At 41.6% G+C, this 13,568-nt stretch carries 14 protein-coding genes; 4 read left to right on the top strand and 10 right to left on the bottom strand.

The annotated features are described in order from the left end of the window. The first annotated feature begins 4 nt into the window (after nt 1-4). The 3 genes from HT721_RS02910 (at nt 5) to HT721_RS02900 (ending at nt 2,521) form a co-directional block, all read left to right on the top strand. Nucleotides 5-445, top strand: coding sequence for a LytTR family DNA-binding domain-containing protein (locus HT721_RS02910; protein WP_173213271.1), 441 nt, complete (start codon nt 5-7; stop codon nt 443-445). Then, a complete protein-coding gene (locus HT721_RS02905; RefSeq protein ID WP_050221584.1) occupies nt 442-900 on the top strand; it encodes a DUF3021 domain-containing protein in 459 nt (152 codons plus the stop codon). The genes HT721_RS02910 and HT721_RS02905 overlap by 4 nt, the downstream gene beginning before the upstream one ends. A gap of 358 nt (nt 901-1,258) precedes the next feature. Continuing rightward, complete coding sequence (locus HT721_RS02900; protein WP_138704591.1) at nt 1,259-2,521, top strand: NRAMP family divalent metal transporter; 1,263 nt, start codon at nt 1,259-1,261, stop codon at nt 2,519-2,521. 227 nt (nt 2,522-2,748) lie between these two features. Here HT721_RS02900 and nrdI read toward each other — a convergent pair whose 3' ends face one another. From nrdI to HT721_RS02875, 5 genes are all read right to left on the bottom strand, one after another. Further along, nucleotides 2,749-3,219 (bottom strand): class Ib ribonucleoside-diphosphate reductase assembly flavoprotein NrdI, encoded by a 471-nt coding sequence (gene nrdI / locus HT721_RS02895; protein WP_054367909.1) that lies wholly within the window; start codon nt 3,217-3,219, stop codon nt 2,749-2,751. A 77-nt stretch (nt 3,220-3,296) separates the two neighbouring features. Next, the gene (locus HT721_RS02890) at nt 3,297-3,830 is read right to left on the bottom strand and encodes an ABC transporter permease (RefSeq protein ID WP_171035921.1); all 534 of its coding nucleotides are present in this window, start codon (nt 3,828-3,830) and stop codon (nt 3,297-3,299) included. Nucleotides 3,831-3,890: 60 nt separating this feature from the next. Further along, on the bottom strand, nt 3,891-5,177 hold the full coding sequence (locus HT721_RS02885) for a response regulator transcription factor (protein ID WP_138704589.1): 1,287 nt from the start codon (nt 5,175-5,177) through the stop codon (nt 3,891-3,893). Between the two features lie 11 nt (nt 5,178-5,188). Next, on the bottom strand, nt 5,189-6,859 hold the full coding sequence (locus HT721_RS02880) for a sensor histidine kinase (protein ID WP_138704588.1): 1,671 nt from the start codon (nt 6,857-6,859) through the stop codon (nt 5,189-5,191). Then, the gene (locus HT721_RS02875) at nt 6,837-7,451 is read right to left on the bottom strand and encodes a DUF624 domain-containing protein (protein ID WP_112444529.1); all 615 of its coding nucleotides are present in this window, start codon (nt 7,449-7,451) and stop codon (nt 6,837-6,839) included. The genes HT721_RS02880 and HT721_RS02875 overlap by 23 nt, the downstream gene beginning before the upstream one ends. Nucleotides 7,452-7,585: 134 nt before the next feature. Between HT721_RS02875 and HT721_RS02870 the strand changes: the two genes are divergently transcribed. Next, nucleotides 7,586-8,155, top strand: a complete 570-nt coding sequence (locus HT721_RS02870) for an MptD family putative ECF transporter S component (protein WP_173213269.1) — start codon at nt 7,586-7,588, stop codon at nt 8,153-8,155. An 89-nt stretch (nt 8,156-8,244) separates the two neighbouring features. Here HT721_RS02870 and HT721_RS02865 read toward each other — a convergent pair whose 3' ends face one another. The 5 genes from HT721_RS02865 to HT721_RS02845 all read right to left on the bottom strand — a co-directional run bounded on the left by HT721_RS02865 (nt 8,245) and on the right by HT721_RS02845 (nt 13,301). Beyond that, complete coding sequence (locus HT721_RS02865; protein WP_000444652.1) at nt 8,245-8,937, bottom strand: methionine ABC transporter permease; 693 nt, start codon at nt 8,935-8,937, stop codon at nt 8,245-8,247. Nucleotide 8,938: 1 nt separating this feature from the next. Next, nucleotides 8,939-10,000 carry a methionine ABC transporter ATP-binding protein gene (locus HT721_RS02860; protein ID WP_173213267.1) on the bottom strand — a complete coding sequence of 354 codons (1,062 nt, stop codon included), beginning with the start codon at nt 9,998-10,000 and terminating at the stop codon, nt 8,939-8,941. After that, nucleotides 9,993-11,366, bottom strand: coding sequence for a M20/M25/M40 family metallo-hydrolase (locus HT721_RS02855; protein WP_173213265.1), 1,374 nt, complete (start codon nt 11,364-11,366; stop codon nt 9,993-9,995). Before HT721_RS02855 ends, HT721_RS02860 begins: the two co-directional genes overlap by 8 nt. A gap of 96 nt (nt 11,367-11,462) precedes the next feature. After that, nucleotides 11,463-12,317 (bottom strand): MetQ/NlpA family ABC transporter substrate-binding protein, encoded by an 855-nt coding sequence (locus tag HT721_RS02850; RefSeq protein ID WP_050235347.1) that lies wholly within the window; start codon nt 12,315-12,317, stop codon nt 11,463-11,465. A 153-nt stretch (nt 12,318-12,470) separates the two neighbouring features. Next, nucleotides 12,471-13,301: an amino acid ABC transporter substrate-binding protein gene (locus tag HT721_RS02845; protein ID WP_173228862.1), complete on the bottom strand. Its 831-nt coding sequence runs from the start codon at nt 13,299-13,301 to the stop codon at nt 12,471-12,473. Between the last annotated feature and the right edge of the window lie 267 nt (nt 13,302-13,568).

Genomic DNA, 13,568 nt, shown 5'->3' with positions numbered 1-13,568 from the left:
ATTTATGAAAGTAGAACTACAGATTAGCGAGTCTTACGAGGAGGAAAAACTGATTGTCCAAGCACCTCAAGAAACCGAGAAAGTCCAAAAAGTTATCAAATTTGCAGAAAATCTGGGCCAAAGAGAAAAAATCAAAGGGAAAATCGAAGATCAGGTCTATCTAATTGAGATTGGCAAGATTCAGCGCTTCTATATCGAAAATCGGAAGGTTCTGGCAGAAACGGCGAGTCAGACCTACAGCATTGATTTTCGACTCTATCAAGTTCTTGAACTCTTACCAACCAATTTTATCCAAATTTCCCAATCAGAAATCATCAATATCGACTCTATCTCTCATCTCAAGCTCACGCCCAACGGTCTGGTGGAAATCTTTCTAAAAAACGAAAGCTTCACCTACTCTTCACGCCGTTACCTAAAAACCATCAAGGAGAAATTAGAACTATGAAAAAACAAATCTTCCACGACGCATCTATTGGTGTCCTCATCGGCCTCATCCTCTCTATCATCTTTTCACTCATTTATGCACCAAATACCTACGCCCCGTTAAGTCCCTACTCTCTCATCGGCCAAGTGATGGCTCAGCATCAGGTTCACGGTGCCCTGGTCTTGCTCTACTGTACTCTTATCTGGGCAGCCATCGGTATTCTCTTCAACTTTGGTAAACGATTATTCAGCCGTGACTGGAGCATGCTTCGTGCCACTCTGACTCATTTCTTCCTCATGCTGGCTGGCTTTGTCCCACTGGCAACTCTGGCAGGTTGGTTCCCTTTCCACTGGTTCTTCTATCTCCAGCTCATTATCGAGTTTGCGATTGTCTACCTCATCATTTGGGCTATTCTTTATAAAAAAGAAGCTAAAAAAGTGGACCATATCAATCAACTCTTGGAGCATAGAAAGTAAGAAACCCATAATAAGCAAATCCGAGAAAGAAACTTCTCGGTTTTTCTTTATCCTACTGCACCTTATACTCAATGAAAATCAAAGAGCAAACTAGGAAGCTAGCCGCAGGTTGCTCAAAACATTGTTTTGAGGTTGCAGATANNGTCAGTAACCATACCTACGGTAAGGCGACGCTGACGTGGTTTGAAGAGATTTTCGAAGAGTATTACTATCATAGCAGTTATTTTCAGATCTTCTTTGTAAATTTTCTGTAATTTTCTATCTTTTTTCAAAACATTCTTGCATTTTTCCAAAATTTTTTGTAGAATATAGGTTACATATCCAGATTATTCTGAAAATTCAAAAAGGAGTATTTATCATGTCGCAAGCTATTTCCTTAAATCAATCAACCTGGGCAAGCAAGCTAAAAGCAATGGGACCTGGAATCCTAATGGCAACTGCCGCTGTTGGAGGTTCCCACATTGTATCTTCCACTCAAGCTGGCGGTTCTTACGGTTGGTCTCTACTTCTCTTGGTCATCTTAGCCAATGTCTTTAAATATCCATTTTTCCGTTTTGGTGCTGAATACACAGCTGATACTGGAAAGACTTTGGTTGAAGGTTATGCCGAAAAAGGAAAACTCTATCTCTGGATTTTCTTTATCCTAAATGTCTTTTCGGCTATGGTCAACACGGCTGGTGTTGCCATTCTGTGCTCAGCTATCATCGCCAGTGCCTTCCCAATGATTGGACTTAGCATTACTCAGTGGTCCCTCATTCTCGTTGCAATCATTTGGGCTATGCTACTCTTTGGAGGCTACAAACTTTTAGACGGCATGGTCAAATGGATTATGTCTGCTTTGACCATTGCGACTGTTCTTGCAGTTATCATTGCGGCGGTCAAGCATCCCGAATACAGTTCTGATTTTGTCGAGAAGACACCTTGGCAAATGGCAGCTCTGCCCTTCATCGTCTCCCTCCTAGGATGGATGCCGGCTCCTATTGAAATTTCAGCTATCAATTCACTTTGGTCTGCTGAAAAGAAAAAGACCGTCAACTTTAACACAGAGGACGCTCTATTTGACTTTAACGTTGGTTACATTGGAACAGCCATCCTAGCTGTGTTCTTTGTAGCACTGGGAGCATTGATTCAATATCCTACAGGGCAAGCAGTTGAAGCTGCTTCAGCCAAATACATCTCTCAATTCGTGGGCATGTATGCCTCTGTTCTTGGCGAATGGTCCCGTTACTTGATTACCTTTATTGCCTTCCTGTGTATCTTTGGAACAGTTATCACTGTTATCGATGGCTATTCTCGCGTCAATCAGGAATCTCTCCGACTGCTAATCAGTCAAAAAGAAGACAATCGTAAATCTTTGAACATCTGGATGACCATCACTGCTATCATCGGTATCGTCATTATCAAGTTCTTCGCTGGTCAGGTTTCAACCATGCTCCGCTTTGCCATGATTGGTTCTTTCCTGACAACACCATTCTTCGCTCTTTTAAACTACGCCTTGGTAACGCGTGAAAACAAACATCTTCCTTCTTGGCTCAAACACCTTGCTATTGCAGGATTGATTTTCCTCTTTGGCTTCGCCATCTTCTTTATCTATGCACTCGCAATCGGAAAAGCAGGGTAAGGGACAAGCGCGAGATGAAGATAATACTCTTCGCAAATCAAATTCAAACCACGTNNATTTTCATTGAGTATAAGGTTTCATTTCAAGAGAAAATGCAGCAAATATTTCTATGATAAAAAGCATAAGAACAAGGTTTTGAATACCTGAGCTTATGCTTTTTTACATTCTCAAAGACTGTTTATACTCAAAAAACAGTTGAAAAATCCCAAGTGCCTCTTATATTGACTTTAATTCTCCTTTTCCAACTCATACAAATCTGCGATAATAGCTGCGACATGTTTGATATCTTCCAGCATGCCTCGCATTTCAAAGTCAGCCAAGACAGGGAAACCAAAACGTTGACTGTATTGCTTAGCTGTCAGGCAGTATTGGTTATTAAAGTTACGATTTCCTGAACCAACTACGCCAAAACACTTACTAGCATTGTCACCATAGGCGATAAAATCCCCAACGGGTGTCGTCAAGATCTCGACATCTCCGTTATCAACGCCATTCCCACCTTCGAGGTAGGTCGGCAAAAAAGCGACATAGGGATGGTCCATTTCATAGAAATCGTGACCTTCCTTGACCAAATCCTTGATATGAATCTTTTGAACCTCAATCCCTTTGTACTGGGACAAGAGATAGTCTTTCAAGCGCGTCACAAAACTTTCAGTGTTGCCACTCAAACTAATATAAACTAAAGAAATTGTCTTCATATTTTCCTCCATGATTTTATTTTTAATCGAAAAAGAACTACCAAGATTGTATCTTGATAGTTCTTTTTTGTCAATACTTAGGCAAGATTTTCTGCTTCCTCTTCTTCTGCCAAGGCTTTCTGTTGTCGCCACATCTTATAGAAGACAAGGGCTAGGAAGAGAACATTGATGACGATATAGAAAATGCTAACAGCTTTTGAACCAATACTCATTGTCAAACGCATGCTTTCATCTTGAACCAACTGCACAGCGTCCTGTAAACCAACATAGCCATAAATCGAACCGATAATAGCTAACAAAACATAGCCAACGTAAGTATAGTTTGCATATTGTAAATTCTTACGAATAAGGAAGACAATCGCTACGACCACTAAAATAACAGATAGCACAATCAGGGCCATATTAAAAATAGAATGATACGCTTCTGCTACTCCATAGTTGTAATTAAGCTGGTCTTCTAATTGCTGAGCACTGACCCCTGCAACTTGTTTCTGAGCAGCACGAAGGGCTTCTTTGCTAGGTAAGGGACTCAACATTCCAAACAGAGACATAGCTGAAATAAGGGCAGACAAGATTAGCAAGACCCATAGATAAATCGGTTTCTTTTTCATGATAGAACCTCCTAATAATATTATTTTTATTATAGCACATTTTGTAAAGGAATACAAATCTTACAGTATCGTTTCTACCTGTTTTCGGTAGGCTTTTGGCGATTTTCCGCACAATTTTCGGAACACTTTATAGAAATATCCAAGGTTACTGTAACCAACAGCATAACAAATATCTTCGATACTGTCACTGGTTGAAAGCAAGAGCTGCTGGGCAGCCTTAATACGTTGTTTGTTTAGTAACTCTGTAAAGGTCGAATCGGTTTCTCGCTTAATCAACTGCCCTAGATAGACAGGATTGATAAAGAGGGCCTTACTGATATCCTTGAGGGAAAGCTCTTTTTGGTAATCACGACCAATGACTTCCAACACACTGACCACATTTTCATTCATACGGTATTGACCGAAAAAGCTGGTCAGAGTTTCCTTGATATAAGAAACCAATTCATCGAAGGATTGAATAGCATGAATGGTTTTGACAATATCCGTCATATCATCAGCTTTTAGATGTTCAAACAAGTGGAAAACATCCATGACAAACTGGATAAAAAGCTGTTTGGTAATCGGAACACGCGGTGTATTTTCAAGAACTACCTTCTCCAAGAGATTTAACTCTTCTACGATTTGATTGAGATTTCCCTGAATGATAACCCTATAAATTGGTTCGTAATAGGCAAAGAGACTCTCAGACTGCTGCAAATTTACAGAACCGTAAAAGAGGGTTTTCTCAGCATTCAGCTTCCAGCGTTCAAAGTGTTCTTGATAAGGAGCTTCAAAAGGTGTAACGACTAAACCATCTAGGGGTTGGTCAGAAATGAAAATCTGCCAGTCTTGACCCAAGACATAGTAGGGAATGGTGAAGGAACCTTGTTTTTCCTTGGATAGACCTATCCACCAATTCTCCTTATCCCCTAAATAACTAACAAATCCAGCCTCGTCTAATTCTTGACTAAGAGTCTGACTTTTCTTCCCTCTCTCGCCGAGCTGACCTGCAATCTTCTCCAGCAGATTTCCCAGTTCTACCTTATCAACAGGCTTGACCAAATAGTCCACCACACTAAGGTTCATTGCTCTTTTTACATAATCAAACTCCTGGTAACCTGAGAGCAGGATATAGGCAGCATCTGGTAAGATCTCTTTCATCTCCCGAATCATATCAAGCCCTGTTTTGTCTGGCATATTGACATCGGAAATGATGACATCGACAGGATTTTCCTGAACATATTCTAGAGCTTCATCGGCATGACTGGCTGTTGCGACGACCTCCATATCCCACTTATCAAAGGGAATCAAACGCTTCAGACCTTCTGTCACCATGTACTCATCATCTACTAATAATACTTTATACATTTTCTCCCTTTCTACTCATCTTGAATTGTAATACGATACTGAACACCGGCTTGCTCTGCAGACTCTATAGTAATGGCATAGCGGTCTCCAAAATAGAGCACAAAACGCTCGTGTACATTGACAATCCCGATAGACTGCCTTTGATCACTGTAGCTGGCTTGGTGTTCAAAATATTTCTGACTTAATTTTTCTCGGATATTTGCCAACTTTGCAGCCGACATTCCTCTACCATTATCGACCACCAAAATTTCCACAAACCCATCCTGTTTAAGAGCCTTGATGCTAATCACATTATCTGTCCGCCTGTGGTCAACACCATGCGCGAAATAGTTTTCTACCAGCGGTTGCAAGGTAAACTTGGGAATCTTCATATTCTCTAACTCTGGATCTATCTTGAAACCATAGGCAATGGACTTGGGATAGCGAACCATGCAGAGATAGCTGTATTTACGGCAAAATTCTAATTCCTGTTTGAGAAGAGTTTCTCTTTCGTCGGAAATATTGTTCCGCAAGAGACTACTGAATTCATAAATGATATCCGCCAACTCATCTTGACTCTGCATAACTGCATACATGCGCAAGAACTCCAGAGTATTGTACATAAAGTGAGGGTTTATTTGCGCCTGCAAGGCCCGCATATTGGCATCTTTTTGACTAAGCTCTAACTGATAAATATCATGGATATTCTTTTCCAAACGATCCAACATATCATTAGTAGTCTCTGCGATTAGGAGCAATTCCTGATCCTTTTCAAGTGTGTCAATGCGAAGACCTTCTTCCCCTTGGGCAATAGCTTGGATGGAATCCACCAAATCCACTACCTGCTTTTGGTAATTAGCAAAGGTCTGCCTCAACGTCAGATAGAGAATGACAATAAAGAGAAGGCTCAAGCCCACAATCAAAGCAGAGCTGGTCACCGTTCCTTGTAAAACAAAGTTTTTGGGAACTGCCACCTGAACCTGATAACCATGAGAAGTTAAGCCAACTAGCCAATTTTCACTCTCCTTATCAACTGTTTCACCAATATGAAAAATCTCCGTATCAAAAGGTGAGGTCACTGTTACTGCCATCGGAGTATGACCTCTAGTATTATCAATGGCATGGTATAAAACAGCAGGATCCAAGGAGATGTAAATCACTCCTAAGTCTTGATCTGACACTGGATCTGACACCGGAATGGCAAAACTATTTCCTGCTGGTTTGAAATCCTCAGCCCTGATTTTTTCTCCACTACGTTTGTCTTTAGTAGAAACATAGACTTCCTTGTAATCTTGAAAAGCAATGGCCACCCCAGTTACAAAATCATTTCGAACATAGAGGTCATCAACATTTTCATGCAGAGAGACCGATACATAAGGCGAAGCTTTCCGCTCTAATTGCCAGTAAAAATAGTCTGGCATGCTAAGGCTAAAGTATTTATAGATTCCCTCAATACGAGCTTGATTTTCAACTAAAGCCTGAGCTATTTGGGTTGACTCTCTATGGTAATATTCAATTTCACTCACTGTTCTAGCAGTTACACGCTGGGCTACTCTCTGGGCTTCCTTTTCCCGTGAATCCCAGTCAGCATAGGAGAGTAAGATTGCAAAACTCGCAATAATAATGATCATAACTGAACTGTAGGTTCGCAGAAGCGTATGTAGCCAAAACTGTTTCATCCTACTTTGTCGCCAATTTTTCATGAATACTTTCATAGACCGGTTCCAACATATCACTGATAAAGAAATGCCACATCCCAATTCCTACAAAAAATAGCAGGGCAGGCATATAGTAACCAATTGCCACAAGTAGCACGGTTCCAAGGAGAACCTTGGCCACAGCTGCTAGACTCATAAAGATGCCAATCAAGGATAGTTTGAGACTATTTCGATAAGACAAGTCAAAATAAACTTGTAATTTCAAAGATACTGTATAAGCCAAAAAGATCAGGGCAACTACTAGAACATTAAAAAAGGTCGCAATCAAATGAACGATGGTCTGATGAGGCAATTGAACCAAGAGATACAAGCCATAGACCAAAACTAAATCCACTCCTAAAAAGCTATAGAAAATCAGGTTGCTTGAGACAAAATTTTGCTTATAAAGAGGCCAAGCCTCCTTCAAACTGTATTCCCGAAAGCTATAACCATGTTCTGCATACAAGCTCATCAAGGTGGCACTAGCCGGCGCTAGACCAAGGATAATCCCTCCTGCTAAAGTTAATAGCCAAAAGAAGGCTGTCGCAATCATCCCTAAAAAGAAACGATTAAAGACAAAGTCTAAAAATCTCCCCATGATACCCTCCTAAAAATAACTATGAAACCATTATATCATATTTCAAGCGTTTTCAAAAACTTCTACTATCCATTTACAATCCCACCAAACCATGGTAAAATGAGAATTGTGAAAAAATGATCAGGAGACAATTCATGAAGAAATCTATCTTAACTACACTGCTTTTTGCAGTTCTTTACTTCCTCTGCATGGGGATTGGTGTCCTTTTGGGCAATCTCTTTGACCAAACTGGAAACATGTTTTATGCGCCTGCCTTTACTGCCCTTGTCGGCGGTAACGTCTATATGATCCTAGTCGCAAAAGTTCCGCGCTTTGGAGCCATTACCACTATCGGCCTTGTTATTGCTCTCTTTTTCTTGGGAACTAAACACGGTGCTGGTGCCTTCCTTCCTGGAATTATCTGTGGCCTCCTAGCAGATGGAGTAGCTAACCTCGGAAAATACAAGGACCAAACAAAGAACTTCCTTTCTTTCCTTATTTTTGCCTTTAGTACAACAGGACCAATCTTGCTTATGTGGATTGCGCCCCAAGCCTATATGGCTACCCTTCTAGCAAGAGGAAAATCACAAGAATATATCGACCGTATCATGGTCGCGCTAAATCCTGGAACCGTCCTTCTATTTATCGCAAGTATTGTCATCGGAGCCCTAGTTGGTACCTTGATTGGGCAAGCCTTGAGTAAAAAATTTGCACAGAAAATCTGATTACTAAAAAAGAGCCACGCGGCTCTTTTTTATTTGGCTCTATAATATTTGTAGTGGGTAAATCCCCTATAGATCTTATGGAGCCTTTTTTATTTATGACTTAATTTCTTGGTCAGGAAATCTCCCAAGAATTGGATTGCAAAGATAATCAAAATGATAATGATAGTTGCCAAGATGGTCACATCGTGATTGTAGCGGTTAAATCCATAAGCGATAGCTACGTTACCGATACCACCAGCTCCAACCGCACCGGCCATAGCTGTTTCACCGACTAGTGAAATCAAGGTTACAGTCGTCACACGGATCAAATCTGGAAGACCTTCTGATAGGTAGACACCCACGATGTCCCAGAATGTCGCTCCGCTCGCTTGAGCCGCCTCAATAACACCACCATCTAGCTCAGCCAAGACAACCTGCACCTGACGGGCAAAGAAGGCAAAGACTGCAAAAGATAGCGGTACGATAGCCGCATTTGGACCAATGCTTGTTCCTACGATTAGATGAGAGAAGGGTGACAAGACTGCCAAGAGAATGATAAATGGAACCGCACGGAAAATAGAGGTGATTTTATCCAAAATCCAGAAAACAACTTTATTTTCCAAGACCCCACCTGGAGCTGTCAAGACAAGGAAAAGCCCTGCAACCAGTCCCAAGAGCCCTCCGATGATGAAGGAAAGAACTGTCATATAGAGGGTTAGGTAAATAGCTGTTCCCCAGCCTGCTTGACCAGCCCAGCCCATTTTATAGACATTTGGCAAATAGGTTTGAATCAATGATTCCATCTTACTGTCCTCCCTTCAATACTTTTAGCTGTACGCCTGCTTGACGAATGGCTTCTTGGGCACCTGCCAACGCTGCTTTTTCACCTGACAAGACCACAACTAATTCTCCAACAGGAGTACCATCGAGAATTTCGATATTTCCATAGAGGATATTAGCCGTTACTTGGTAATGCTTATACAATTCATTCAAAAGTGGCTCGTCTGTTGAAGCACCTGCATACTTGAGCTGTACCAAAATGCTATTTTCAGACAAGTATTCCACGATTTCTTGCTTCTCGATTTTGACCATGGCTTCGTCAATACCTGTGGCTGTTGAGATAAAGTCTTGAGTCAAAGGTTGTTTAGGGTCTGAGAAGATTTCAAGGACACTACCCTCTTCAATCAAATGTCCGTCCTGCATAACTGCTACACGGTTGGCAATGTCTTTGACAATCTGCATTTCATGCGTAATCAAGATAACTGTCAAGCCTAATTTTTGGTTCAAATCTTGCAACAAGGCCAAAATCTGCTTGGTTGTCTTAGGGTCAAGGGCAGAAGTTGACTCGTCTGAAATCAAGATTTTTGGATCATTTGCCAAGGCACGCGCAATGGCCACACGCTGTTTTTGCCCTCCAGATAGTTGTGAAGGGTAGTTTTCAGCACGGTCTGTCAAGCCGACCAAGTCCAGCAACTTAGCAACTTTAGCCTTCTTTTCTTCCTTGCTGAGTCCAGAGTGTTTGAGGGCAAAGGCTACATTCTCCTCTGCTGTCTTTTGGCTCATGAGGTTAAAATGCTGGAAAATCATTCCGATATCCTGACGTTTACGACGCAACTGCTCTGCCGTCAAGGTGACCTTGCCATCAAAAATCACATCGTCATCAATGGTAATTTTCCCTGCAGATGGCTTTTGCAAGAGGTTAATCACCCGTACGAGGGTTGATTTCCCTGCTCCAGAATATCCAACGATTCCGTAGATATCCCCTTCTTGGATGTGAATGGTCACATCCTTGACCGCTGTGATGGTTCTCTTCTTTTGATGAAAAGTCACATCGATCTGATCTAACTTGATAATATCTCTACTCATAGCTTCTAATCAGCTCCTCTACTAATTCAATATGGGTGTAATAATCGGCGATTCGCACATTTTCATCTCCACCGTGGTCTCGGCTGTTGGCATTTCCTAGACCGAAGGCCACCATTGGCACCTCTAGGGCATCAAAGACCGTATGCATAGGCCCTGTCCCAGCTGTCGTCGGCAAGACTGAAACGCCCTGTGGATAGAATTTCTTGGCCAACTCGATTACATTGAGAATGGCTGGTGCGCTCATATCGCTTCGATAACTCGTCTCTCCCAAGGTATAGTATAATTCTACCTTATCAAAGCCATTTTTGTCTAGCTGTTTCCGAATTTTTTCCAGAACATCATGCGGTTCTAGGCCCGGAACCAGACGAACCTCTAGCTTAGCGCTGGCTTCTGCAGGCAAAATCGTTTTGACTCCTTGTCCTTGATAACCTGACTGGATCCCTTCGATATTAAGAGCTGGCTCGAAAAAGAATCGTTTTAGAAAGGCTGCTCGATCCTCTTGTAAGAGAGGCAATTCCAAACCATAAATCTGGCTGATTTCCCCTGGATTTCGTTGAGCGTAAGTGTCCACCAAGGCCAATTCTCGTTCATTTGGCTCTTGTACTTCTTCGTACAAACCTTCAACCAAGATACGGCCATCCGCAGCACGAAGAGACTGTAAGGCTTGGAGGAGATACCAAGGAGCTGATTCCACAACCCCACCATAACTAGAATGGATATCGACATCCGCACTTTTTACCTTGGCATCAAAGGTCACAATCCCCTTATTTCCACCAGAAATTTCCAGCTGTTCCAAGGCATTTTTGGTTCCTTGTTCCCAGACCAACAAATCCGCCCCACGAAGTTTGTCCGCATGCTTTTCCAAATACTTATCTAGGTCTGTTGAAGCCGATTCCTCCGCTCCCTCCATGATAAAACTGATATTGACAGGCAGGTCATCATGGTTCTGCATATATTTTCTCAAAGCACTCAAACGAGCTGTGATATGACCCTTATCATCGTCAACCCCACGCCCATACATGAAACCATTGCGCACCGAAAGCGTAAAGGGATCCTCTGTCCACACTTGATCTCCGTCCGCTGGCACAGTGTCATAGTGGTTATAGAAAATCAAGGTCTTGGCATCTGGACGCGAACTCTTGAAATGTGCCATGACAAAAGGCGCCGTATAAGTCTCATCAATCTCCACTTCAGCCCCCACACGCTTGAAAATCTCACCCAGGTAGTTTGCGACTTCCTTGAGCCCAACCTGCTGGGCAAAGACTGATTTCTTAGAAATCAAGGTACGCAAAACCTCAAAATAATGCTGGGCTACATGATCCTTTTCAAATTTTTCTATCTGTTCTTGTTCGCTAGGAAAAACCATATTCTCTCTACCTTTCTATGAACTACTCTTCCTGACAATCCATGCTCTATACAAAAGCAAGAGGTGGAATTTTCTCTCCCACCTCCCTGTTTCTTATTACCAAACTGGTTGATCCAAACCGTCTGATGTTTCTTCGATAACTTTTTTCACGTCATCTGTGTGGTAAGCTGCGATCACTTTCTTGATAGCATCAGCCTTAGGTGATGTTTCCCAATCTTTTTTCGCAACGATGATGTTGTACCATTGTTTTGAGTTTTCATCAGCTTGTTCTTTGAAAAGTGCTTTCTTGTAGTCCAATTTTGCTTCTGTAACAAAGGTATTGTTTACAACAGCAGCATCAACTGATGACAATGAACGTGCTGTTTGGCTAGCGTCCAATTCAGTGATTTTCAAGTTCTTTGGATTTTCTTTGATGTTGGCAACTGTTGCAAGAGCAGTTCCAGAAACATCCAATTTAATCAAGCCAGCTGATTGAAGCAAGTAAAGCGCACGGCTTTCGTTTGTAGCATCGTTTGGTACAGCGATTTCTCCGTTTGCTGGGATGTCTTCTACTTTAGTGTACTTGTTGTCACTTCCATTCAAACCTGAGTAAAGGCGAATTGGAGAGATGTAAGTATCTGCAATCGCTACAAGGTCTTTTCCGTTTTCTTTGTTCCAGTTGTTCAAGAAGTTATAGTGTTGGAAAGCGTTCAAGTCTACTTCGCCATCAGCAGTTGCCTTGTTTGGTTGTGAGTAATCTGTGAACTCTGTAAATTCCAAGGTAATTCCGTCTTTTTTAACCAATTCTTGGACCTTATCCCAACGCGCCTCTTCAGAACCGCTACGGTTAACAGTTGCGATTTTGATAGTTGTTGCATTGTCTGCTTTCTTTTCTGAGTTTCCACAAGCGACAAGAGCCAAACCTGCGACTGTAGCAAGGGCTGCTAGGCCAAGCCATTTTTTAATTTTCATGATTCTTTCTCCTTAAAAATAATACCGTACTAGTATCTCATACTTTGTTCAATTGCACAAATTGTTATTAGATAATCAGATATATAGTTTAAAACTATATCCCTAAGAACTGAGAAATCACCCATCTTACTCAGAATGGATGATTTCAAGAAATTATTTAATATCAGCTTCTGCCGGTAGGTAAGTGTCTCCGAAGAATTGTTTAGACAATTTTTCAAGCGTGCCATCTTTGTAGAGTTCTTTAATGCGTTTGTCCACAAATGATTTCAACTCGTCTTGACCTTTGGCAAGAAGTGGGTAAACGTACGGTTGTTGGTCGCTTGGAAGTTCGATAACTTTCAAGTTGTCCAAACCTTGGTTCTTGATAACTGTTTCAACACCGATTTTATCAAAAATCTTATAGTCAAATTGTCCATCGCTCAAACGTACCATGATTTGTTGGAAGTCTGCCTTAGTATAGTTAAGGATAGTTGGGTTGTCCGGATGTTCAGCGTTGTATGCTTCTAACTGCTTAGCTGATGTAGTGGCTTGAACGACTTCCGTCGATTTTCCACCGATATCAGCGAGAGACTTGATGCTAGAGTCGTCTTTCTTCACGACAAGGACATTAGGGTTTTGGGCAATTGGTGCAGCATAGAGGTATTTCTCCGCACGTTCTTTAGTGTAGCTAAGATTGTTGACAGCCATATTGTAACGGTCAGCGTCAAGACCAGCAAAGACTCCTGACCACTCTGTCTTCTCAAACTTGACATCATATTTGTCAGAATCTTTAAAGATAGCGCGAACCACTTCAATCTCGTAACCAGTCAATTCGCCATTTTCTTCATAGATAAATGGTTTTGGCGAGCCATTGGTTGCAACGATGATTTCTTTCTTGCTAGCTGCTTCTCCTTCTTTCTTAGCACCACCTGAGCAAGCTGCTAACACACCTGCAGCAACAAGCCCTAGGGCAGCAAGAGATGAGTATTTAACGATTTTTTTCATATCATTTCCTCCAAAATAGAATACCTTATAATTTTAACAGAAAAAGAGAATTTACGCCATTATATGATATCTATCTCTGTGATAGGTTTTCTTTATGGCTAATTTATACTCAATGAAAATCAAAGAGCAAACTAGGAAGCTAGCCGCAGGTTGCTCAAAGCACTGCTTTGAGGTTGTAGATAGAACTGACGAAGTCAGCTCAAAACACTGTTTTGAGGTTGCAGATGGAAGCTGACGTGGTTTGAAGAGATTTTCGAAGAGTATAAA

Origin of the sequence: Streptococcus sp. 4094, from assembly GCF_013277125.1 — a bacterium.
GTDB lineage: Bacteria > Bacillota > Bacilli > Lactobacillales > Streptococcaceae > Streptococcus.
Note: the sequence above shows the minus strand (reverse complement) of the source record. Positions and strands in the feature narration are given on the sequence as shown.